The organism is Streptococcus cameli (assembly GCF_053207365.1).
This window is the reverse complement of sequence record NZ_JBRUIM010000008.1, coordinates 21954-44937: the sequence shown is the minus strand read 5'-3', so window position 1 is coordinate 44937 and position 22984 is coordinate 21954. Positions and strand designations below refer to the sequence as shown.

The 22984-nt window shown below is 39.1% G+C and carries 36 protein-coding genes; all 36 read right to left on the bottom strand.

Features of this window, described 5'->3' with window-relative positions:
• Positions 1-324 precede the first annotated feature (324 nt).
• Positions 325-711, bottom strand: a complete 387-nt coding sequence (gene rplQ / locus ACVR1I_RS10815) for a 50S ribosomal protein L17 (RefSeq protein ID WP_447444015.1) — start codon at positions 709-711, stop codon at positions 325-327.
• A gap of 14 nt (positions 712-725) precedes the next feature.
• The gene (locus tag ACVR1I_RS10810; protein ID WP_447444014.1) at positions 726-1664 is read right to left on the bottom strand and encodes a DNA-directed RNA polymerase subunit alpha; all 939 of its coding nucleotides are present in this window, start codon (positions 1662-1664) and stop codon (positions 726-728) included.
• 44 nt (positions 1665-1708) lie between these two features.
• Positions 1709-2092, bottom strand: coding sequence for a 30S ribosomal protein S11 (gene rpsK, locus ACVR1I_RS10805; protein WP_018166218.1), 384 nt, complete (start codon positions 2090-2092; stop codon positions 1709-1711).
• Between the two features lie 17 nt (positions 2093-2109).
• Positions 2110-2475 carry a 30S ribosomal protein S13 gene (gene rpsM / locus ACVR1I_RS10800; RefSeq protein ID WP_018377722.1) on the bottom strand — a complete coding sequence of 122 codons (366 nt, stop codon included), beginning with the start codon at positions 2473-2475 and terminating at the stop codon, positions 2110-2112.
• 19 nt (positions 2476-2494) lie between these two features.
• A complete protein-coding gene (gene rpmJ / locus ACVR1I_RS10795; protein WP_000868345.1) occupies positions 2495-2611 on the bottom strand; it encodes a 50S ribosomal protein L36 in 117 nt (38 codons plus the stop codon).
• A gap of 24 nt (positions 2612-2635) precedes the next feature.
• Positions 2636-2854: a translation initiation factor IF-1 gene (gene infA, locus ACVR1I_RS10790; protein WP_002936627.1), complete on the bottom strand. Its 219-nt coding sequence runs from the start codon at positions 2852-2854 to the stop codon at positions 2636-2638.
• 120 nt (positions 2855-2974) lie between these two features.
• The gene (locus ACVR1I_RS10785) at positions 2975-3616 is read right to left on the bottom strand and encodes an adenylate kinase (protein WP_447444013.1); all 642 of its coding nucleotides are present in this window, start codon (positions 3614-3616) and stop codon (positions 2975-2977) included.
• A 124-nt stretch (positions 3617-3740) separates the two neighbouring features.
• Positions 3741-5051 (bottom strand): preprotein translocase subunit SecY, encoded by a 1311-nt coding sequence (gene secY / locus ACVR1I_RS10780; protein WP_447444012.1) that lies wholly within the window; start codon positions 5049-5051, stop codon positions 3741-3743.
• Between the two features lie 13 nt (positions 5052-5064).
• Entirely contained in the window at positions 5065-5505 is a 441-nt protein-coding gene (gene rplO / locus ACVR1I_RS10775; RefSeq protein ID WP_447444011.1) for a 50S ribosomal protein L15, read from the bottom strand.
• A gap of 182 nt (positions 5506-5687) precedes the next feature.
• Entirely contained in the window at positions 5688-5870 is a 183-nt protein-coding gene (gene rpmD, locus ACVR1I_RS10770; RefSeq protein ID WP_447444010.1) for a 50S ribosomal protein L30, read from the bottom strand.
• Between the two features lie 13 nt (positions 5871-5883).
• Positions 5884-6378, bottom strand: a complete 495-nt coding sequence (gene rpsE, locus ACVR1I_RS10765; RefSeq protein WP_447444009.1) for a 30S ribosomal protein S5 — start codon at positions 6376-6378, stop codon at positions 5884-5886.
• A 17-nt stretch (positions 6379-6395) separates the two neighbouring features.
• On the bottom strand, positions 6396-6752 hold the full coding sequence (gene rplR, locus ACVR1I_RS10760) for a 50S ribosomal protein L18 (protein ID WP_447444017.1): 357 nt from the start codon (positions 6750-6752) through the stop codon (positions 6396-6398).
• A gap of 92 nt (positions 6753-6844) precedes the next feature.
• Positions 6845-7381: a 50S ribosomal protein L6 gene (rplF, locus tag ACVR1I_RS10755; RefSeq protein ID WP_447444008.1), complete on the bottom strand. Its 537-nt coding sequence runs from the start codon at positions 7379-7381 to the stop codon at positions 6845-6847.
• Positions 7382-7569: 188 nt separating this feature from the next.
• Positions 7570-7968: a 30S ribosomal protein S8 gene (rpsH, locus tag ACVR1I_RS10750; protein WP_447444007.1), complete on the bottom strand. Its 399-nt coding sequence runs from the start codon at positions 7966-7968 to the stop codon at positions 7570-7572.
• Positions 7969-8170: 202 nt separating this feature from the next.
• The gene (gene rpsN / locus ACVR1I_RS10745) at positions 8171-8440 is read right to left on the bottom strand and encodes a 30S ribosomal protein S14 (protein WP_447444006.1); all 270 of its coding nucleotides are present in this window, start codon (positions 8438-8440) and stop codon (positions 8171-8173) included.
• Positions 8441-8455: 15 nt separating this feature from the next.
• A complete protein-coding gene (gene rplE, locus ACVR1I_RS10740) occupies positions 8456-8998 on the bottom strand; it encodes a 50S ribosomal protein L5 (RefSeq protein WP_447444005.1) in 543 nt (180 codons plus the stop codon).
• A gap of 23 nt (positions 8999-9021) precedes the next feature.
• Positions 9022-9327 carry a 50S ribosomal protein L24 gene (gene rplX, locus ACVR1I_RS10735; protein WP_447444004.1) on the bottom strand — a complete coding sequence of 102 codons (306 nt, stop codon included), beginning with the start codon at positions 9325-9327 and terminating at the stop codon, positions 9022-9024.
• Between the two features lie 72 nt (positions 9328-9399).
• Positions 9400-9768, bottom strand: a complete 369-nt coding sequence (gene rplN / locus ACVR1I_RS10730; RefSeq protein WP_018166206.1) for a 50S ribosomal protein L14 — start codon at positions 9766-9768, stop codon at positions 9400-9402.
• A 24-nt stretch (positions 9769-9792) separates the two neighbouring features.
• Positions 9793-10053: a 30S ribosomal protein S17 gene (gene rpsQ / locus ACVR1I_RS10725; RefSeq protein WP_380425323.1), complete on the bottom strand. Its 261-nt coding sequence runs from the start codon at positions 10051-10053 to the stop codon at positions 9793-9795.
• Positions 10054-10076: 23 nt separating this feature from the next.
• Positions 10077-10283 (bottom strand): 50S ribosomal protein L29, encoded by a 207-nt coding sequence (gene rpmC / locus ACVR1I_RS10720; protein ID WP_075099717.1) that lies wholly within the window; start codon positions 10281-10283, stop codon positions 10077-10079.
• Positions 10284-10292: 9 nt separating this feature from the next.
• Positions 10293-10706 carry a 50S ribosomal protein L16 gene (rplP, locus tag ACVR1I_RS10715; protein ID WP_049617483.1) on the bottom strand — a complete coding sequence of 138 codons (414 nt, stop codon included), beginning with the start codon at positions 10704-10706 and terminating at the stop codon, positions 10293-10295.
• A 3-nt stretch (positions 10707-10709) separates the two neighbouring features.
• Entirely contained in the window at positions 10710-11363 is a 654-nt protein-coding gene (gene rpsC / locus ACVR1I_RS10710; RefSeq protein ID WP_447444003.1) for a 30S ribosomal protein S3, read from the bottom strand.
• 11 nt (positions 11364-11374) lie between these two features.
• A complete protein-coding gene (gene rplV / locus ACVR1I_RS10705; RefSeq protein WP_447444002.1) occupies positions 11375-11719 on the bottom strand; it encodes a 50S ribosomal protein L22 in 345 nt (114 codons plus the stop codon).
• A 15-nt stretch (positions 11720-11734) separates the two neighbouring features.
• Positions 11735-12016, bottom strand: coding sequence for a 30S ribosomal protein S19 (gene rpsS, locus ACVR1I_RS10700; RefSeq protein ID WP_000533766.1), 282 nt, complete (start codon positions 12014-12016; stop codon positions 11735-11737).
• A gap of 119 nt (positions 12017-12135) precedes the next feature.
• On the bottom strand, positions 12136-12969 hold the full coding sequence (rplB, locus tag ACVR1I_RS10695) for a 50S ribosomal protein L2 (RefSeq protein WP_447444001.1): 834 nt from the start codon (positions 12967-12969) through the stop codon (positions 12136-12138).
• A gap of 17 nt (positions 12970-12986) precedes the next feature.
• On the bottom strand, positions 12987-13283 hold the full coding sequence (locus ACVR1I_RS10690; protein WP_447444000.1) for a 50S ribosomal protein L23: 297 nt from the start codon (positions 13281-13283) through the stop codon (positions 12987-12989).
• A complete protein-coding gene (rplD, locus tag ACVR1I_RS10685) occupies positions 13283-13906 on the bottom strand; it encodes a 50S ribosomal protein L4 (RefSeq protein WP_447443999.1) in 624 nt (207 codons plus the stop codon). The genes ACVR1I_RS10690 and rplD overlap by 1 nt, the downstream gene beginning before the upstream one ends.
• A 24-nt stretch (positions 13907-13930) precedes the next feature.
• Positions 13931-14557, bottom strand: a complete 627-nt coding sequence (gene rplC / locus ACVR1I_RS10680) for a 50S ribosomal protein L3 (protein WP_447443998.1) — start codon at positions 14555-14557, stop codon at positions 13931-13933.
• A 72-nt stretch (positions 14558-14629) separates the two neighbouring features.
• A complete protein-coding gene (gene rpsJ / locus ACVR1I_RS10675; protein ID WP_447443997.1) occupies positions 14630-14938 on the bottom strand; it encodes a 30S ribosomal protein S10 in 309 nt (102 codons plus the stop codon).
• A gap of 225 nt (positions 14939-15163) precedes the next feature.
• Positions 15164-15718, bottom strand: a complete 555-nt coding sequence (locus ACVR1I_RS10670) for a nucleotidyltransferase family protein (RefSeq protein WP_447444016.1) — start codon at positions 15716-15718, stop codon at positions 15164-15166.
• A gap of 78 nt (positions 15719-15796) precedes the next feature.
• Entirely contained in the window at positions 15797-16417 is a 621-nt protein-coding gene (locus ACVR1I_RS10665; protein ID WP_447443996.1) for an HAD-IA family hydrolase, read from the bottom strand.
• Positions 16418-16425: 8 nt separating this feature from the next.
• Positions 16426-17424: a Holliday junction branch migration DNA helicase RuvB gene (ruvB, locus tag ACVR1I_RS10660; RefSeq protein ID WP_447443995.1), complete on the bottom strand. Its 999-nt coding sequence runs from the start codon at positions 17422-17424 to the stop codon at positions 16426-16428.
• 252 nt (positions 17425-17676) lie between these two features.
• On the bottom strand, positions 17677-18585 hold the full coding sequence (locus tag ACVR1I_RS10655; RefSeq protein WP_447443994.1) for a helix-turn-helix domain-containing protein: 909 nt from the start codon (positions 18583-18585) through the stop codon (positions 17677-17679).
• Between the two features lie 134 nt (positions 18586-18719).
• Positions 18720-20015, bottom strand: coding sequence for an adenylosuccinate lyase (gene purB / locus ACVR1I_RS10650; RefSeq protein ID WP_447443993.1), 1296 nt, complete (start codon positions 20013-20015; stop codon positions 18720-18722).
• Between the two features lie 137 nt (positions 20016-20152).
• On the bottom strand, positions 20153-21826 hold the full coding sequence (locus ACVR1I_RS10645) for a DUF2971 domain-containing protein (protein ID WP_447443992.1): 1674 nt from the start codon (positions 21824-21826) through the stop codon (positions 20153-20155).
• 194 nt (positions 21827-22020) lie between these two features.
• Positions 22021-22968 (bottom strand): HEPN/Toprim-associated domain-containing protein, encoded by a 948-nt coding sequence (locus ACVR1I_RS10640; protein ID WP_447443991.1) that lies wholly within the window; start codon positions 22966-22968, stop codon positions 22021-22023.
• Positions 22969-22984 lie beyond the last annotated feature (16 nt).

The window sequence follows — 22984 nt, the reverse complement described above, 5'->3', positions numbered from 1 at the left end:
TCGACGTGTCTTGTGAACAATGCCAACTACCTTACCATAAACATCTAAAAATTCCATCCCTATACTCCTTTCTTGAATAAATAAAGTATAGTACCTTTAAAAAATTTCTTACAGGACATTTTTGACAGGAAAGAGGAAAGTCGAGTAATTAAAAACGCCTGCTTATGAAGTAATCTCACTAAATGTGAGGTCGCTTCATAAACAAGCGTTGCGTTTTTCAATATGATGAGTGTTACCGCCGAAAATGAATCGGCGGTAGACCAGAGCTAGACTAAGTTGCATTTTTTGCAACCATCATCGTAACACTCAACAAAATTGATGATCTTATACAAGTTCAATGATTGCCATTGGGGCAGCATCACCACGACGTGGTTCTGTTTTCAAGATACGAGTGTATCCACCGTTGCGCTCAGCATAACGAGGTGCAATTTCAGCGAATAATTTTTGAAGAGCAGTAGTTGATGTATATTTATCAGTTGCTTCATCATAGTTTTCTGATGCAATTTCGTTACGAACGTAGGCAGCTGCTTGACGACGAGCATGTAAGTCACCACGTTTACCAAGAGTAATCATTTTTTCAACTGTTTTGCGGATTTCTTTAGCACGAGCTTCAGTTGTTACGATTGATTCGTTGATCAAAAGGTCAGTAGTCAAATCACGTAACATTGCTTTACGTTGTGAGCTAGTGCGTCCTAGTTTACGGTAAGCCATTAGTTCCTCCTCTATTATTTATCTTTTTTTAATCCTAATCCAAGATCAGCCAATTTAACTTTGACTTCTTCCAAACTCTTACGACCAAGATTTCGTACTTTCATCATTTCTGGTTCAGTTTTTTCCGTCAAATCAAAGACTGTATTAATTCCTGCACGTTTCAAGCAGTTGTATGAACGAACAGATAAATCTAACTCTTCAATTGTACGATCTAGCATGCGGTCATCCGATGCTGTTTCAGCCTCTTTCATGACTTCTGCTGTTTTAGCAACATCCGTTAAGTCTGTAAACAAACCAAGGTGTTCCATTAAAATACGTGCAGACAATCCAAGAGCATCTTCTGGAATGATTGTACCATTTGTTTTGATTTCAAGTGTTAATTTGTCAAAACCATCATTGCTACCAACGCGAGCTGGTTCAACTTGATAATTGACTTTTGTAACTGGTGTGTAGATTGAATCTACTGCCAGAGTTCCCACCGGAGCCTCATCTTTTTTATTTCCTTCAGCCGGGACATATCCACGACCAGTATGAACGGTCATTGTCGCCTTAAGGCTTGCACCTTCGCTTATCGTAAAAAGATAGTGGTCAGGGTTTACGATTTCAATGTCACTATCTGTTAGAATGTCACCAGCAGTAATTTCTGCAGGTCCTGTAACATCAAGTTCAATTGTCTTTTCGTCTTCGACATAAGATTTTACAGCAATGCCTTTGATGTTCAAAATAATTTGCATCACATCTTCACGAACACCTGGAACTGTGTCGAATTCGTGGAGTACACCATCAATTTTAATTGATGTTACTGCAGCACCTGGAAGTGACGCAAGAAGTACACGACGAAGTGAGTTACCAAGAGTTGTACCGTATCCACGCTCTAGTGGTTCGATTACAAATCTGCCGTAATCTTTATTTTCATCAATTTTTGTTATAGTTGGTTTTTCAAACTCAATCATTTCTTACTCCCTCTTAAACGAAAAGCTGTGTATCGTTTGTATGATTATACACGGCGACGTTTTGGAGGACGAGCACCATTGTGTGGTACAGGAGTCACATCACGAATTGCAGTAACTTCAAGACCAGCGGCAGCAAGAGCACGAATAGCTGACTCACGACCTGAACCTGGGCCTTTTACTGTAACTTCAACTGTTTTAAGACCGTGTTCTTGTGCAGATTTAGCAGCAGCTTCTGAAGCCATTTGAGCAGCGAATGGTGTAGATTTACGAGAACCTTTAAAACCAAGAGCACCAGCAGATGACCAAGCAAGAGCGTTACCATGCACATCAGTAATCATAACAATAGTGTTATTAAATGTAGCGTGAATATGTGCAATACCAGATTCGATATTCTTTTTCACACGACGTTTACGTGTTGGTTTAGCCAATTTTTCTACCTCCTATTTTATTTTTTCTTACCAGCAATCGCAACAGCTTTACCTTTACGAGTGCGAGCGTTGTTTTTAGTATTTTGTCCACGGACAGGAAGTCCACGACGGTGACGAATTCCACGGTATGAACCGATTTCCATCAAGCGTTTAATATTCAAGTTTACTTCACGACGAAGGTCACCTTCAACTTTAATCGCATCAACTTCACGACGGATTGCATCTTCTTGATCAGATGTCAAATCTTTTACGCGAACATCTTCTGAAACACCTGCAGCTGCAAGAATTTTCTTAGAAGTCGCAAGACCGATACCGTATACGTAAGTCAATGAAATTACCACGCGCTTGTCATTTGGAATATCAACTCCAGCAATACGAGCCATTTTTTCTCCTTTCTATCTTTTAGCCTTGACGTTGTTTGTGTTTCGGATTTGTTGGACAAATCACCATAACACGACCGTTACGGCGAATAACTTTGCAGTATTCGCAAATAGGTTTGACCGATGGTCTTACTTTCATGTTTAATCCCTCCAAGTATTTCGACTATTTAAAGCGGTATGTGATACGCCCACGCGTCAAATCGTATGGACTAAGTTCAACCGTTACTCGGTCTCCGACAAGAATACGGATGTAGTTCTTACGGATTTTACCTGAAACAGTTGCCAAGACTTGGTGTCCATTTTCCAATTCAACTGTAAACATAGCATTTGGCATCGTATCAACTACTTTGCCTTCAATTTCAATCACATCTTCCTTTGCCATGCAAAAGTTTCTCCCTCTAAATTTCGATTTAATGCCCTCTGAAGACAGAGGTAACAATTATAAGTCAGACTAAGCTATTTTACCATTTTCACTTTAAAAAAGCAAGCCTAATCCCTTGTTTTATAAGATATTTGACAAAACTTGGTCAATATCTGAAAAAACAATTTCAATTTCTTGGTCGCCTTCAATATCATGGACCAATCCTTTTGCACGGTAGTGAGCAATAATTGGATCTCCTTGAGCAATGTTTACCTCTAAACGACGTTTAACCGATTCAGGCTTATCATCTTCACGTTGATAAAAATCATTTTCATTGTAACCTGCCGCGGGAGGATTAAAGACTTTATGGAAGGTTTCGCCTGTTTCTTTGTGGATGATACGACCACTTAAACGCTCTAACAGTTTTGATGGATCGATTTGAATATTAATGACACCTTCTAGTTGAATGCCTAAATCTTCTAAAGTTTCATCTAAAGCTGCCGCTTGTTCAATGGTACGTGGATAGCCATCTAATAAGAAACCTTTTTCTTTGATGTCCTCTTGCGCCAAGCGTTCTTTTACAATACCGTTTGTCACTTCATCAGGAACCAAATCACCTTTATCGATATAAGATTTAGCTAAAACTCCCATTTCTGTTTTATTGGCCATTGCCGCCCGAAACATATCTCCTGTCGAAATATGTGCGATACCATATTTTTCTACAATTTTTGCAGCTTGCGTTCCTTTACCAGCACCTGGTAGTCCCATTATCAACAGATTCATATTTTCTCCTTTACAGATGTTGACATTATAAAATATATAAAACTTCTTTTGCTTTTGTATAAATTTTCTGTTTTAACCAACTTATTAAAAACAAAATAGAAGGTTGACATAGTCAACCTGTATTCTATTCTGTTACTTCCATAAAACCAATATATTTACGTTTTAAAAGATATCCTTCTAATTGTTTGATTCCTTCAATGCTTGTCATAATCACAATAATGAGACTTGTCCCAAGAAATCCAATATTAGAAGATAAGCCAAGTGTGTTTTGCGCTACGATTGGTAGCAAAGCTACAAATCCAAGGAAAAGTGCACCAACAGTCGCCAATCGCATCAATAGTTTAGAGAAAAATTTCTCAGTACCATTTCCTGGGCGCACGCCGTGAATATAGGCACCACTCTTTTGAAGATTTTCAGCTGTTTTCTCAGGATTTACTTGAACAAAAGTGTAAAAGAATGTAAATACAACAATTAGCAAAGCATACACAACCATACCTTTTATCGTTGTGTAGTCAAAATATTCCTGCAAGGTGCTTAACCAAGTGTAGCTCTGATTTTGACTAGCTAAAAATTGAACAATAGATGTTGGTATTGCAGCGATAGAGCCTGCAAAAATAACTGGAATAACTCCTGCTGGATTCAATTTCAGTGGCAAATAAGAACTAGATGGTGCTCCCTGGGCACGTTTTGTATATTGGATAGGGATTTTGTATTCTGCTTGTTGAACATAAGTTGTAAAAAATACAATCGCCAAAACAGCTACTATCAAAGCAGAAACAAAGAAAATAGACTCTGTTAATCGACTTGCATCAATGTTTACAAAACGATCTTCATAAATTTCTGAAATAGTCGTTGGTAAGGAAGAAATGATTCCTGCAAAGATAATCATCGATGTTCCATTTCCATATCCCTTATCTGTGATTTGCTCACCGAGCCAGTTGACAATCATCGAACCAGTCGTTAAAATACCACCGATAATCAAATAAGTTTTCCAATTTAATTCCATCGTCGTCAATTGAGCACCCGACAGCGCATTTAAACTTGCGGTAATACCAATTGATTGAACAAATGCAAGTACCAAGGAGATATAGCGAGTCGCCTGATTTAATTTTCGACGACCAACTTCACCTTGTTTACCCCATTCTACAAAGGTAGATAAAATATCCATTTGCAATAATTGCACAATGATGGAAGCTGTAATATAAGGACTTACCCCCAATGCAAAGATCGAGAAGTTTCTAAGCGCATTTCCCGAAACCAAACTCATCATATTCAAAAAAGGAAGGTTTGAAATCGAATCTAAACTCTTAGCATTAATCCCTGGGACTGTAATATGTGTGCCAATTCGAAATACAAGAAGAATAAAAATTGTAAATAGAATTTTCTTACGAACATTCTTTACTCTTAGCGCATCTCTTAGTAATCTAAAAAACATAGGCAGTCACCTCTTAGATGACTTCTACTGAACCACCTTTTGAAGTGATTGCTTCTTCAGCTGATTTAGAGAATTTTGCTGCTTTCACAGTCAATTTCTTAGTCAATTCGCCATTACCAAGGATTTTAACACCTGATTTTTCAGCTTTGACAATACCAGCTTCGATCAATACAACTGGTGTTACTTCTGCACCATCTTCAAAGACGTTCAATTGATCAAGGTTCACAATTGCATATTCTTTCGCGTTGATGTTGGTAAATCCACGTTTTGGAAGACGACGGAACAATGGAGTTTGTCCACCTTCAAAACCAAGACGAACACCGCCGCCACTACGAGCTTTTTGTCCTTTTTGACCACGACCAGAAGTCTTACCGTTACCTGATGATGTACCACGACCTACACGGTTGCGTACTTTACGTGAACCTGTAGCAGGTTGTAATTCATGAAGTTTCATTATTTCTTTTCTCCTTAATGTAAATGCTAGCGCTTCTTAAAAAGTAAGGACTTATTCAAGAAACTCGCTTAAATGATTGACTTTAAGTCGCATGGTTTTCCACGCGACTCAAGTCTTTTTATTCATAAGTAAGATCGATTTTAATCAATCTCATTTATTCATCAACTTATTCAAAAATGTTTTTAGTTGATTTCTTCCACAGTTACCAAGTGCGATACAGCATTGACCATACCACGGATAGCTGCGTTATCTTCTTTAACGACTGAACTGTTCAATTTGCCAAGACCAAGCGCCACAACAGTTTTGCGTTGTGATGGAATACGGCCGATTGGAGACTTCGTCAAAGTAATTTTAATTTGAGCCATGAGTTCCCCTTTCTTATGCCAAATCTGAAACTGAGATGCCACGGAGTGCAGCAACTTCTTCAGCACGTTTTAACTGTTTCAAACCTTCAACAGTCGCACGAACGATGTTGATTGGAGTGTTTGATCCAAGTGATTTTGAAGTCACGTCAGCGATACCTGCCAATTCAATAACGGCACGAGTAGCACCACCGGCAGCAACCCCAGAACCTTCTGCAGCTGGTTTCAACAATACACGTGCTCCACCAAATTCAGAACGAACTTCGTGAGGAATTGTTGTACCAACCATAGGTACTTCGATCAAGTTTTTCTTAGCAGCATCCACTGCTTTACGGATTGCTTCTGGTACTTCTTGAGCTTTACCAGTACCGAAACCAACACGTCCGTTACGGTCACCAACAACCACAAGAGCTGCAAAACGAAGACGACGTCCACCTTTAACAACTTTTGTAACACGGTTGATGGCTACTACGCGTTCTTCAAATTCAACTGCGTTATCTTTAAATGCCATTTTTAAGTGTCCCCCTATTAGAATTTCAATCCGTTTTCACGAGCTGCGTCAGCCAAAGCTTTCACACGTCCGTGATAGAGATATCCACCGCGGTCAAAGACAACTTCAGTAATACCTTTAGCAACTGCACGTTCTGCAACGAGTTTACCAACAACAACGGCTTGTTCTGTTTTAGTTCCTTTTGAAACTTCTTTATCAAGAGTAGAAGCGCTTGCGAGCGTTACACCCGCTACGTCATCAATCACTTGAGCGTAGATGCCTGTATTAGAACGGAAAATGTTCAAACGTGGGCGAGCAGCAGTTCCAGAGATTTTACCGCGAACACGACGGTGGCGTTTTTGGCGGATTTTATTTTTATCTGGTTTTGAAATCACAATTTTCACCTCTTTTTTATTGATTCTGCCTATAAGAGACAGACTTTTGGGAAATAAGATTGAATGTGGAAAAAAACCACACCAACAATCGATTATTTACCAGTTTTACCTTCTTTAAGACGAACGTATTCACCAACATAGCGAATACCTTTGCCTTTGTATGGCTCTGGAGAGCGAAGGCTACGGATGTAAGCAGCTGTTTGACCAACAACTTCTTTATTGATACCAGACACATGAATAAGTGTTGGCGATGGAACTTCAAATGTAATTCCTTCTGGTGCAACCACTTCATCTGGATGTGATTTACCAACAGCAAGTGTCAATTTGTTTCCTGCTAATTGAGCACGGTAACCGACACCTTTCATTTCAAGTTCTTTTTTGAAGCCTTCAGAAACACCAACAACCATGTTGTTGAGGTTAGCACGGCTTGTACCGTGGATAGTCTTCATTTCTTTTGAGTCATTTGGACGATGAAGTGTAACTTCTGTTCCTTCAACACGAATTTCAATGTTAGTGTTGAATTCACGAGTCAATTCACCTTTAGGTCCTTTTACAGTAACAACACCATTGTTTTGAGAAATCTCAACACCTGCTGGCAAGTTGATTACTTTGTTACCAATACGTGACATATTATTTTTCTCCTGTTAAATTGTCAGGCCGTTAATCGACCAGTTTTCACGGGGCGATACTATTCAAATCAGCTAATTTGAACACGAGCTACGGCCTATGTGAAAAAGATAATTCTACTTAGAATGCAAGGATTCTTCGTTAGAATTTCTATTTTCACTTTGTCCGTTACTCCCTTTGTATCATGGTTTTACCAAACGTATGCTAACACCTCACCACCAACGTTCTTTTGACGAGCTTCTTTATCTGTCACAAGACCTTCTGATGTAGAGATGATGGCAATTCCAAGTCCATTAAGAACTTTAGGAATATCGTCGCGTTTTGAGTAAACACGAAGACCTGGTTTTGAGATACGTTTCAAGTTTGTGATAACGCGTTCTCCGTTTTGTCCATATTTCAAGAACACACGAATAACACCTTGTTTGTCATCTTCGATAAACTCAACGTTTTTTACAAAACCTTCGTTTTTAAGAATTGTAGCAATTCCTTTTTTGATGTTTGATGCAGGAACTTCAAGCACTTCGTGTTTTGCTTGGTTAGCATTACGAATGCGGGTTAAAAAGTCTGCAATTGGGTCAGTCATAACCATTTTGTTTTTCTCCTCTTACTGGCAGTATGCTGTGCACTTACCAGTTAATGAGCTCTTTCGAGCTGTTTCGATACAGATGTATCATGTTGTTTGAGCACGGACTAAAATCCTTGTGAAAATGATAGACTTTCTTGAAGTTTTCAAACTTCTACGTCAGTCCCCTATTTTATCACGGTTTTTCAACGTCCTTTGCATCATTATTTTACCAAGAAGCTTTTGTAACACCTGGGATTTGACCTTTGTGCGCCAACTCACGGAACGTGATACGGCTCAAGCCAAATTTGCCCATATATGCGTGTGGACGACCTGTCACACGGCAACGATTGTGAAGGCGAGTTGGAGATGCATTACGAGGTAATTTAGCTAAACCTTCATAATCACCAGCAGCTTTCAACGCAGCGCGTTTTTCAGCATAGCGATCAACAATCTTTTGACGTTTTGCTTCACGAGCAACCATAGATTTCTTTGCCATTATTTTTACCTCCTATTATTTTGCAAAAGGCATTCCAAGCCCAGCCAACAACGCACGTGATTCTTCATCAGTGTTTGCTGTTGTTACGATAACAATGTCAAGACCGCGAGTCTTATCAACATCATCAAAGTTAATTTCAGGGAAAATCAATTGCTCTTTCACACCAAGTGTGTAGTTACCACGTCCATCAAATGATTTTGTTGGAACACCGTGGAAGTCACGTACACGTGGAAGTGATACAGAAACCAATTTATCCAAGAATTCATACATACGTTCGCCACGCAAGGTTACTTTTGCACCGATAGCAACCCCTTCACGAAGACGGAAGCCGGCGATTGATTTCTTAGCTTTAGTGATAAGTGGTTTTTGTCCTGAGATCAGAGCCAATTCTTCGGCAGCTTTCTCAAGGTTTTTAGCGTTAGAAACAGCGTCACCAACACCCATGTTCAAAACGATCTTATCAACTTTTGGCACAGCCATAACTGATGAATAATTAAATTGCTCAGTCAAAGCAGGAACTACTTCATTAAGATATTTTTCTTTTAAACGATTTGCCATTATACTTCTCCTTTCCTTCGTGATTAATCAAGCACTTCGCCTGATTTTTTGTTGTAACGAACTTTTTTGCCGTCTACAAATTTGTAACCAACACGTCCTGCAACACCATTTTTGTCCAATACTTGTACGTTAGACACATGGATTGGTGCTTCTTTTTCAACGATCGCACCTTGAGGGTTTTCGTTATTTGGTTTTTGGTGTTTTTTCATCATGTTAACACCTTCAACAACAACTTTGTTGATTTTTGGAAGTGCTGTAAGAACAACAGCTTCAACGCCTTTGTTTTTACCAGCGATTACGCGAACTTTGTCGCCTTTTTTTACAAACATGGTTTTCTCCTATATATTTCTTACGCCCTGAGGGCACCCTAGGTTAGACCTAGGGGACTTAGTTTGTGATAATTAAAGTACTTCTGGTGCCAATGAAACGATTTTCATGAAACCGCCATCACGCAATTCACGTGCCACTGGGCCAAAGATACGAGTTCCGCGAGGGTTTTTGTCTTCACGGATGATAACTGCTGCATTTTCGTCAAACTTGATGTATGAACCATCTGCACGACGAGCACCTGTCTTAGTACGAACGATAACAGCTTTTACAACGTCACCTTTTTTAACCGCACCACCAGGAGTAGCTTGTTTTACTGATGCAACGATAACGTCACCAATGTTTGCAAATTTGCGTCCTGAACCACCCAAAACTTTGATGGTCAAGATTTCACGTGCGCCACTGTTGTCAGCAACTTTCAAACGAGTTTCTGTTTGAATCATATGAGTTTTCTCCTTTCAGTTTGATTAAATGATAACTGCTTCTTCCACAACTTCTACAAGACGGAAACGTTTTGTAGCTGAAAGTGGGCGAGTTTCCATGATACGAACGATATCGCCTTCTTTGGCTGTATTGTTTTCATCATGTGCTTTGTATTTTTTAGAGTAGTTAATACGTTTACCATAGACTGGGTGGTTACGTTTAGTTTCAACTACAACAGTGATGGTTTTGTCCATTTTGTCAGATACGACGCGTCCAACAAGAACTTTACGATTATTGCGTTCCATTGAAATTCTCCTTCCCTAGTCTATTATTTAACTTCTGATTGCACAGTTTTGATACGTGCAATTTGCTTTTTAACTTCGTTCAAACGAGCAGTTTGCTCAAGCTGACCTGCAGCTGCTTGGAAACGGAGATCGAAGAGTTCTTTCTTCAATTCGTTTTCGCGCTTTGCAAGTTCTTCTTGAGAAAGGCCACGAAGTTCTTTAACAAATTCTTTTACTTCATTAAGTTTCATGTCTTCTCCTTATTCTGCTTCACGTTTTACGAATTTAACTTTAACTGGTAATTTGTGGCCAGCAAGACGGAATGCTTCGCGAGCGATTTCTTCAGAAACACCTGCTACTTCAAACATCACTTTGCCACGTTTAACTGGAGCAACCCAACCTTCAGGTGCACCTTTACCAGAACCCATACGTACCCCGATAGCTTTTGCAGTATATGATTTGTGTGGGAAGATTTTGATCCAAACTTTACCACCACGTTTCATATAACGCGTCATCGCAATACGAGCAGCCTCGATTTGACGGTTTGTAATCCATGAGCTTGTTGTAGCTTGAAGGCCGTATTCACCAAATGCTACTTCTTTACCACCTTTTGCTTCACCGCGCATTTTTCCACGGAATTCACGACGGTGTTTAACACGTTTAGGTACTAACATTGGTTATTTACCTCCCTTTGTGTTTTTACGAGCTGGGAGAACTTCACCACGGTAGATCCAAACTTTAACGCCTAGTTTACCGTAAGTTGTAAGAGCTTCTTCCCAAGCATAGTCGATATCAGCACGAAGTGTGTGGAGTGGCACTGTTCCTTCAGAGTAACCTTCGCTACGGGCGATATCCGCACCGTTCAAACGACCAGAAACTTGTGTTTTGATACCTTTTGCACCAGCGCGCATAGCACGTTGGATAGCTTGTTTTTGTGCACGACGGAAAGCAACACGTTGCTCCAATTGACGAGCAATGCTTTCACCAACAAGATGCGCATCCAAGTCTGGAGACTTGATTTCGATGATGTTGATGTGAACTTGTTTGCCTGTCAATTTGTTTAATTGTGCACGAAGTGCGTCAACGTTGCTACCAGACTTACCAATAACCATACCTGGTTTTGCAGTGTGGATAGAAACGATAACTTTATTTACTGCACGTTCAATTTCAATCGTTGAAACTGACGCATCAGCCAACTCTTTGTTGATAAAGTTGCGGATTGAAAGATCTTCATGAAGGTAATCCGCGTATTCTTTTTCAGCATACCATTTAGCATCCCAGTCACGGATGATGCCGACACGCATACCAATTGGATGTACTTTTTGTCCCACGTTTTTACCTCCTATTTTTCTTCCACAACTACTGTGATGTGAGCTGTGCGTTTGTTGATTGGTGAAGCTGAACCTTTCGCACGTGGACGGAAACGTTTAAGAGTTGGTCCTTCGTTTGCGAAACATTCACTAACCACCAAGTTAGCTTTTTCTAAACCAAAGTTGTTTTCAGCATTTGCTACCGCTGAGTTCAATACGCCCTCAATGATACCTGCTGCTTTGTTTGGTGTGAATTTTAAAATTGCAATTGCGTCTGCTACGCTTTTACCACGGATGTTGTCCAAGATAAGACGTGATTTACGAGGTGAAACACGTACTGTGCGAGCAGTTGCTTTAGCTGAAGTAATTTCTGCCATTGTGTTCTCCTCCTATTATTTTCTACGAGTTTTCTTGTCGTCCGCAGCATGACCTTTGTAAGTACGAGTTGGTGCAAATTCACCAAGTTTGTGACCCACCATGTCTTCTTGGATGTAAACAGGTACATGTTTACGTCCGTCATATACTGCAATTGTATAACCGATGAAACTTGGGAAAATCGTTGAACGACGTGACCAAGTTTTAATTACTTTTTTCTTTTCGTCATTTGCTTGAGCTTCAACTTTTTTCATCAAATGCTCATCGACGAAAGGTCCTTTTTTAAGACTACGTCCCATTTTGTAGTTTTCTCCTTTAAATGTTGTACCACAACGGCTTGTCGGCTAAAAGCCGACTACCGAGCTGGCGGAAGTGTTTGGTGAGATTTACTCTCCCAATATTAGCTAGTAACTAAAAATTATTTTTGGTTACGACGACGAACGATTAGTTTGTCAGATTTCGCTTTTTTGTTACGAGTTTTAAGGCCAAGCGCAGGTTTACCCCATGGAGTAGATGGCGCTTTACGTCCAACTGGTGCTTTACCTTCACCACCACCGTGTGGGTGATCGTTAGGGTTCATTACAGAACCACGAACTGTTGGGCGGATACCTTTCCAACGGTTACGTCCTGCTTTACCAATGTTAACAAGTGATTGTTGCTCGTTACCAACGCTACCAACAGTAGCACGGCAAGTACCAAGAATCATACGAACTTCGCCAGATTGAAGACGAACAAGTACGTATTTACCTTCTTGACCCAATACTTGAGCAGAAGCACCTGCAGCGCGAACCAACTCACCACCGCGACCTGGTTTCAACTCGATATTGTGAATCACTGTACCAACTGGGATGTTTGCAAGCGGCAATGCGTTACCAACTTTAATATCCGCATCTGGACCAGAAACGATGCGTTGACCAACCTCAAGACCTTTTGGTGCAAGAATGTAAGCTTTCACACCGTCTGTATAATGTACAAGAGCGATGTTAGCTGTACGGTTTGGATCGTACTCAACTGTTTTAACAACCGCTTCAACACCATCTTTGTTCCGTTTGAAGTCAATCAAACGGTAATGACGTTTGTGTCCACCACCGTGGTGACGAACTGTGATACGACCGTTGTTGTTACGACCAGCAGTTTTCTTCAACGAAACAAGCAATGATTTCTCAGGTGTGCTTGTAGTGATTTCAGCGAAATCCAAAGAAGTCATGTTACGACGGCCATTTGTCGTTGGTTTATAAACTTTAATACCCACGTTATTTCCTCCTTAGATTATTCAGCTTCAGCTGCGAACAACTCGATTGCTTTTGAATCAGCTGTAAGAGTGATGATAGCTTTCTTAACTTTGTTTGTGCGACCTACATAACGACCAACGCGTTTTGTTTTAGGTTTTACATTGATTGTGTTAACATTTGCAACTTTAACACCTTCAAACGCAGCTTCAACAGCTTGTTTGATCAATAATTTGTGTGCACGAGTGTCCACTTCAAATACATATTTACCTGATTCAAGTAGGCCCATTGAGCTTTCTGTGATGACAGGTTTTTTGATAACATCATACAAATTCATTATGCAAGAACCTCCTCGATTTTAGAGATAGCTGCTTGAGTCACAAGAAGTTTGTCACTGTTTGCGATGTCAAGAACACTTGCAGTTGTTGCAGTTGCAACTTTCACGTTTGGAAGGTTGCGAGCTGAAAGAGCTGCGAATTCGTTGCCTTCTTCAAGAATAACAAGGACTTTTGAATCAATGCTCAATGCAGCAAGAACTTTAGCAAATTCAGCTGTTTTTGGAGCTGCAAATTCAAGAGAGTCAACAGCTACAAATTTGTTTTCAGCAACTTTTCCTGAGTAAACAGATTTAAGTGCCAAGCGACGAACTTTTTGTGGAAGTTTGTACGCGTATGAACGTGGAGTTGGTCCGAAGACTACACCACCACCACGCCATTGTGGTGAACGGATAGAACCTTGACGAGCACGTCCAGTTCCTTTTTGGCGCCATGGTTTACGACCACCACCACGAACTGCTGAGCGGTTTTTCACTGCATGAGTTCCTTGACGGAGGCTTGCGCGTTGGCTGATGATAACATCAAATACAACTGCTTCGTTTGGTTCGATACCAAAAACCGCATCGTTCAATGTTACTTCACCAGTTTGTTTACCAGTTTGGTCAAATAATGTTACGTTTGCCATTTCGACTGATTTCCCCTTTCCTTATTATTTACCAGCTTTAACAGCTGACTTGATGGTGATAAGAGATTTCTTAGCACCTGGCACGTTACCTTTAATAAGGATAACGTTCTTTTCTGGAACAACTTGTACAACTTCAAGGTTTTGAATTGTTACACGGTCACCACCCATACGTCCTGCAAGGTTTTTACCTTTAAATACGCGGTTAGGTGCAACAGGTCCCATTGAACCTGGACGACGGTGGTAACGAGAACCGTGAGCCATAGGACCACGAGATTGTCCGTGACGTTTGATAACACCTTGGAAACCTTTACCTTTTGAAGTACCAGTTACATCCACAACATCTCCAGCTGCAAATGTGTCAACAGTAATTTCTGCTCCAACTTCTAAGCCTTCAATGTTTTTAAATTCACGAATGAAGCGCTTAGGAGCAGTGTTAGCTTTCGCTACATGGCCTTTGGCAGGTTTGTTACTCAATACTTCGCGTTTATCATCAAAACCAACTTGAACTGCAGCGTAGCCATCAGTTTCAACGGTTTTCACTTGAAGGACAACGTTTGGAGTTGCTTCAATGACAGTTACAGGGATAAATTCACCAGAATCAGTGAAGATTTGAGTCATTCCCACTTTTTTCCCTAAGATTCCTTTTGTCATGAGAAAATTATTTCCTTTTCTTATTTTTTTAAAAAGTTTTTAACGAGCGTTTTTCATGCTCAGGTAATCAAATTAAAGTTTGATTTCTACGTTTACACCACTTGGGAGATCCAATTTCATCAAAGCGTCAACAGTTTTTTGAGTTGGGTTGATGATATCAATCAAACGTTTGTGTGTACGCATCTCAAATTGTTCGCGAGAGTCTTTGTATTTGTGAGTCGCACGAATAATTGTGTAAAGGTTACGTTCAGTTGGAAGCGGAACTGGTCCAGCAACTTCAGCACCTGTACGAGTCGCAGTTTCTACGATTTTTGCAGCAGCTGTATCAAGTGTACGGTGTTCGTACGCTTTCAAGCGGATGCGGATTTTTTTGTTTGCCATCTTTTTCTCCTTTTCGTCTATTTAAGATAATAGGCTAGCTCTTCAGGAAAACCAACACGTGTTGCGTGGCAATGCAACCGAGCGTGTCGCAACCTCCTGCGTCAAAGCTACAGCCGTAATTTTTACGGCACCAAAACAGTATAACAGATAATCCGCCCCAATGCAAGGAATATTGCTCTTTTTTTATTAAAAAATCTCTGCACTGACTGCAGAGATCTTCTTTGGTTACTTTATTCTTAATTGTGGCCACTTGCTAAACCAATCTTTCTTTGCAAGCCGCTCTTTGTAAACAGCCATTCGTTGGGGATCCTCTCGAAAATGTGGGGTTGGTTCAATCAGAAAGGAAGTTATACTCTCGATGCCATAAGGAAGAAAAAGTTCCATGTCGTTTTCCCCTGTATATCGAATACCAATAGCCGTGCAGGTCTCAGGATATTTGGACATGGCATCCCGGGCACTTTGGTAAGGCAAGGTGTTGGGACTATGAATATGCATATCCACTTGATTTTTTAATTCCCACTTGTACTGCGGATACCTTATTTTTAAGTTTTCTTCTATTTTGCTTGTCTCTTCCCAGCTAATCTTTTTATCATAGAAAATAAGATCAATATCTGTTTCCTTGTCAAAGGCTGGTTTGCCAGACAGGTGGTTCCAAAGAAAATTTCTGACAGTTCCCGCACATAACCAGGCGTCTTGCAACTGTAATTTTGCTAAAATCCTTAAAATACATTGAATGTCTGGATCAGACGCTAATAATTGCTTCATCTTTTCTTTCATAATTACTAGTTTATCACAATCATTAAAAAGCTTGTAAAAACAAGCTTTTCGTTGTATGAAATAGGTATGCTGACTAGGACACTATTTTTGCTCAAACAAAAACGGAATGTCTTGTAGACAGGTAATTTTTTCATTGCCTGCTACTCCATCTATTTTTAAATTAAGACTACGAATGCCCGCTGCCAAGGCCGTTTCAGCATCCAACAAGCGATCACCAATGTAGGTTGTGTTGACAGGATTTAAGTTGTACTTTTCAATCAAATATACCAGGGCTTCAGGATCTGGTTTTCGTTTGAAGCCATCTTCTCCTGTCACTACTTCTTTAAAATAATGGTCAATTTCAAACTGTTGCAACAACAGGTGAGCATTATTGCCCTTGTGGGTATAGATGAAATTTTCTATACCCTTTAATCGCGTCCACTCTAGCACTTCACGTGCTCCTACCATCAACTGGACCTTAGCATTCTTTTCCCGTAAGGAATTGGCACGAAAAGCAGACATTTCAGCCAGCGAAAGACCTTCTTTCTCGGCCACTTCTTTTAACAAGTCATGAACCGATTTGGCCAAAATATAGTCTTCGACTTTTTTGGCATCAAAGGAAAGTCCAAAATGCTGATAGGTTTCTTCAAGTCCTGCTAAAATGGCTGGATAAGAGTCTAATAAGGTGCCATCTAAATCCCAAATAAAGGTGATGTTCTCCATTTGTCTCCTTATTTTTGTGTATAGGGGTAGCCCAAATGCTGATAGGCTTTTTCTGTTGCTACACGACCAGTCCGCGTCCGCATGATAAATCCCTTTTGGATTAAGTAAGGTTCGTACATGTCTTCGACTGTATCCCTTTCTTCTGCAATGTTGACAGATAGGGTTCCCAGTCCAACTGGTCCACCGTTATAGACCTCAATCATAGTTTTTAATATCTTTTGGTCAACATAATCCAGGCCTTCCCGATCAACATCGAGCATACTTAGAGCCTTGTCTGTAATGGCATCATCAATCAATCCATCTCCCACAATCTGAGCAAAATCGCGCACGCGCTTCAACAGGCGATTGGCAATACGCGGCGTTCCACGAGAGCGTCTCGCCAACTCAATAGCTGCTTCATGGGTAATTTCCATTTCAAAAATATCAGCCGTCCGCTCAACAATTTCTGTCAAATCTTCCAGCTCATAGTATTCCATGTGCCCTGTAATCCCAAAACGAGCCCGCAAAGGATTGGACAACATTCCCGCACGCGTCGTGGCTCCAATTAAGGTAAAGGGAGGTAACTCCAAATGAACGGAGCGACTGGCTTCGCCCGCCCCAATCATGATATCAATGTAAAAATCTTCCATAGCAGAGTAGAGGATTTCCTCAACTGCCATCGGCATCCGGTGAATCTCATCGATAAAGAGAACGTCCCCTGGCTCCAAGTCATTTAAAATAGCCACCAAGTCACCAGCTTTCTCAATAACAGGACCGGATGTTTGCTTGATATTAACACCCAATTCATTGGCAATCACAAAAGCCATGGTTGTCTTTCCCAGACCAGGAGGTCCGAACAAGAGAGCGTGGTCTAAGGCCTCGTCCCGCATCTTAGCCGCCTCGATGAAAATTTTCAATTGGTCTTTAACCTTGTCTTGACCAATGTATTCGTTTAATTTCTGAGGACGGAGCGTCCGCTCAACCTGTTCCTCGTCCCCTATGATTTCATTGTCTAAAATTCTGTTCATGGGAATATTATACCAAAAAAGACAGGTGTTTTCCTGTCTTAAGATATCACAACTATGGTCGCCACCAAACAAATGGATGATCGTCATCTGAGCTTCGAAAAAGAATCAGCCCAATAAGTGCTGCTGCTAAGATAATTTGACGGTGTTTGAACAAAAAGAACTTTAATTTATTAAACATAAAGATATACCTCAATTTATTATTTACAATTGTAAGTATACTTTTGTTATTAATTCTTTAACATGCCAAAAATGTCACCTAGTATCTATGGCCCATTCTGCTACTAAGCGTTCTTCCAAATAACTATCTTTAGCAAATTTAGCTCCCATAACAGCAAAATTGTATTTTTCTTCAGCCAGTTCTCTATTTCTATCTAGATATAAATGACATTTCCATTCTAACATACACAAAATTGGCATACGCTGAAAATCTTGTGTCTCTTCCATTATCAGCCGCAAGTATTCATTTCCTCTCTGAACATGAGAAAATTCTTTTTTATAGCAAAAAATACTCGCACAAGCTATCAAACAATTAATCAAAACAAAAGATTCTTTCGGAGATAAATGATTTCTCTGTTGAAATAAATTTTCAAACATATCTAAAACCCACTCTTCATCATAATAGTCTTTGTCAAAATAAGAAACTAAAGAACATGTCGTATATAAATCAATGAAAACATAATCATTTAAACTATATACCTTCTTTTTCTTAACCTGGTCAAAATAATCACTCAGAATACCAGCGCCAAAATCAACATTCAAACTAACACTGACATCAAGTACAGCTTGCATAGAATCTATTAATAGTTGTTCTTCCTCAGGCAAAGAATCATAATAATCTTCAAAAATCTCATCAAAAAATGCTTCTCTTTTGTGAATTCGTTCCTCATCTTTATAAGTCGGTATTCTAAGAATTTTATATTTTAAATCTTTGTATCGATGTGGAAGATTGATATTTTCACCATCTGTTAAATAGCCAACAGAAACATCTAGATAATTAGCTATAAATGTAACTTTCCCAAGTGTAGGAGCGGATTGCCCTGCTTCAATCCGTGCTAATTGTCGAACGGATAGTTCCGTTTCGTCTCCACACATTTCTTCACGAGTAATTTTTTTAGATTCACGTAATGAACGAACCTTAGCACCAAATTCTTTATTGTCCATAAACTATCTCTCCAGATTTTTATCTCTCAAATATTATACCAAAAAAATAGTAGTTTTCATCTCTGTTTGCTTGAATTTTCTGATTTTTTTCATTTGTGTAAAAATCCTGCTACATAAGTAGCAGGATGCGCTTTTTACGATAAACCTAAACGTTCAAACACGTCGTCGACACGGCTAGCGTAGTAGCTTGGGTCAAAGAGTTCATCGATTTCTGCTTGGCTTAACTTGGCAGTGACTTTTTCATCAGCTTCCAAGAGCGGTTTGAAATCCACTTGGTTGTCCCAAGAATGAGCCGTCTTTGGCTGCACCAAGTCATAGGCTTCCTCCCGGGTCATGCCTTTTTCAATCAACTTGAGCATAACGCGTTGGCTGTAAATGAGGCCAAAGGTCGAGTTCATGTTGCGGATCATGTTTTCTGGGAAGACCGTCAAATTCTTGACGATATTGCCAAAGCGGTTGAGCATGTAGTTGATGAGGATGGTTGTATCCGGCGTGATAATGCGCTCAGCCGATGAGTGGGAAATGTCCCGCTCATGCCAGAGAGGCACATTTTCATAGGCGGTCACCATGTGACCACGGATCACGCGGGCCAGTCCCGTCATGTTTTCAGAACCAATCGGGTTACGTTTATGGGGCATGGCAGAGCTGCCTTTTTGGCCCTTGGCAAAGAATTCTTCGACTTCGCGTTGCTCTGATTTTTGAAGCCCACGAATCTCCGTCGCCATGCGCTCGATGGAAGTCGCGATGCTAGCCAGTACCGCAAAGTATTCGGCGTGGAGGTCACGAGGTAACACCTGCGTTGAAATTTCTTGCGGGCGGATGCCTAATTTACCACAGACATACTCCTCGACGAATGGAGGGATATTGGCAAAGTTCCCAACGGCTCCAGAAATTTTTCCAGCTTCAACCCCAGCAGCTGCACGCTCGAAACGCTCTTGATTACGCTTCATCTCGCTGTACCAGGTTGCCAGCTTGAGACCAAAAGTCGTAGGCTCCGCATGCACCCCGTGGGTCCGGCCCATCATGATGGTGTACTTGTGCTCACGCGCCTTGTCGGCCACAATCTGCGTAAAATTAGCCAAATCCTTGCGGATAATGTCGTTGGCCTGCTTGTAGAGGTAGCCATAAGCCGTGTCGACAACGTCGGTCGAGGTCAGGCCATAGTGGACCCACTTGCGCTCTTCACCAAGCGTCTCTGACACCGCGCGGGTAAAGGCCACCACGTCATGGCGGGTCTCCTCTTCAATCTCTAAAATCCGGTCAATGTCAAAGCCAGCCTTCTCACGAATGAGGGCCACATCTTCCTTGGGGATTTCCCCCAACTCAGCCCAGGCCTCGTCAGCGAGAATTTCCACCTCTAGCCAAGCCTTGTACTTATTTTCTTCACTCCAAATGGACGCCATCTCTGGGCGTGAATAACGTGATAGCATTTTATTAATTTATTAAGGGCCACTAGTTTTCATAAATCGCTAGTAAGTTTATTTCCTGAACACTGTATTTCCAATGTTTCAGTCCAACCAAATTAGAAATTCTAAAGCCCATTCCTTTCTAATGTCTATTTCTAAATTTATCTAAAATCAATTTCTGATTTTATTATTTTTAATCCTGGAGATAAATATAATAAATATGGAGCCAGATAGTCCCAATCACCTGTTTTCGGTCCAAATATTATCTCACTATACTTATCTGAAGATAAATTATCCAAATATGTATACAGAAATGGTAACGGACTCTTAGGATTATACATTGGTACTATATCAATACTCTCACCATGCTGACCTAAATCTAAGATTATCCTATATTCATTTTCATATGCATAATCTTTTTTCTTAAAAAGGTAATTAATCCCTTTTAACATTTGAATAATTTCATAATGATAATTTTGTGTTTCCTGGATTTTCTCGCTTAACTTTTCTAATAAATCTTCTATTTTAGATGATTTTGCTAAATCCAAGCCATCAGTTTTTATTTTTTTGCCCTCTAAATATAAGTAACACACTTTGTATATATCCGCTTTGGATTTAGTTATAACTTCATTAATGAAGTCTTTTGTGAAAGTAATAGATATTCCTTCTGAGTGATTCCCATATTGTTCCCACATTGGCAAACTATCTAAATTTGTTGTTGCACAAATCATATATATATCGGATTGTTCATAACAATTAGAATTTTGAGTTAGTTTTAAAAATTTATATAGAGCCCTACCTTCAAGAGGATCGTTTAGCTGATTAGCATTTGTTAATCTCAGATTGGAATTAATCGTTTTTTCCCCTTCTTCCATTTTTCCAGAATCTATCTCTAGTATTTTTTTGTAAATTTCTAAATTTGAAAAATGTCCTAATTTTAAGTGAGTAGTGTCAGCTTCCACTACAAGGAGTTCTTTTTTTATATTTTGAATAATCTGTTCAATTTCACTCAAATCCGTGTCAAGAAGCCGATCTATTTTGGATCTAAGAAAAATATTTTCTTTAAACTTATTCCTTATATGCTTCAAAATACTCTTAACATCATCATCCTTAAAACTTGAATTTTCCTGATAATAATTGATAAAACCTTCAAAAAATATGAAACTTTCTACCCTATGAAGGTACTCTTCTCCTTTATTCATTAAAAACTTACTAAATTCATCGTTTTCAATTTTTGAAACCTCTTCACTAAAATTAGATAGCAACATAACTCTATTAAAAGGTACTAATGTTTTAGATTCCAAATACTCAAACAAAGAATGGATTATCTTAGATTCATCTGAACTAAGAATTACTTCCTCATATTTTTGTACATTAGACAATAAACTTTTTTCACTTGGTTGAGTATTTAAAAAATTTCTCAATTTTTTATGTTGATTATCACTTTCAAAACAATCTTTTATGCGCTTCAGAATATCTCTATATTGTTCTTGGAATATATCATTCAATCTCTTATAATAGCTAAATGTCAGTCCTAATGACTTAAAATCCTGCTTTTTTATCTGCTTATTATTTGGAAAATTAGAAGAAAACTCTCTGTTTTTACTATTACTGAAAAATGATGTATTGAAAACTTTGGCCTTTCCTACAAATTTTACCCCACCTCTGTTATTAAAATAATAGCAATCATAGGTAAAATAATATCCCGAATCTGACCACCGCGTAGGAAAATAAGCTAGAGTGTCTCTTAATTTAATTTGTTTAGACTTCTTTAAAATAATCCCCAACTCTCTATCATAATTTACACCGTACTGATTAAATAATATTTGAACCATATTTTATTCTCCATGTCCCTCTGGCATTTTCAACATTAAAAATAATATTCTCTTTTATTTTTTTATTTATTTAATTCTCAAACCATTATACCTACTACTGTTATTACTCCTCCAACTAAACACAGCACTTGTTCTCTCCACCCCAAATATTCGCTATCCCAGGGCGTGAATAACGTGTTAGCATGAATTCTACTTTAGATTAAATTGATATTATTATGTTTAATTATATCAAGCATAGAATTAATTGATTCTTTTAAATCACTGTCATTGAAAGTATTGTTAACATTTTCAGGATGATGAATAATATTTCTAATAAAAGTCGGAGTGGTAAATTTTTTCGATGTTAAATTACCTGTTACTAAATTTTCTTGCTGATAATATCTATTTTGTGACAAACCTTTTTGTGATAACCAACTATCAAACGCTTGCAAGCCACCTCCAACATTATTCTGTTGAATAGCGTATCTATTTAATTTCCCATACAATTTATTATGTTCGATAATAAAATATTTATCATCAAAGTAATTGATATCTTCCTCAGAAGCCCAGCCAGAATCTACTATATCATAGCAAAACCATTTTAATTCTTTTGATAAATTTTTCGGATTTTCACACAGTAATCTTAAAATAATGCATCTATCAAGTTCACGAAAAAAATCTTCTAGACCATCAAAATAGGATTCCTTATCTTCTAAAGAGGCCACCATCTCTTCCTTTTTTACGGAATACTGAGAATTATGCTCAATTTTTTGAGCAAGCCATAAATTTAAATCAGCATCAGTAACATATCCTTCCGCTTCTTTAAGTAAAAACAAATCATCCACAGCATCTAAATCTATAGAAGCGATAAAATCAACAATCAATTGAGATATGTCTGGAAAATTATGTGTTCGATTCCAAACGTCAATTGCTTGACTAAGTTTACCATTAGTTTCAGAGAGAGAATAACCTAAATTATCTAATCGAAATTTTACATTAGCAATCTTATCGGACATTGCTAAAGAGGCTTCTAAATGATTGTAATTATCGGATTTTAATCCTAGACCATTGTCTCTAAATAACCATGAATAAGTTCGATAATAATCATTTTTTCCCCAATCAATAGTCAAGTTATGTGCACAAAGTTCAATATATGTTCCCAATTCAACCTCCTAATCA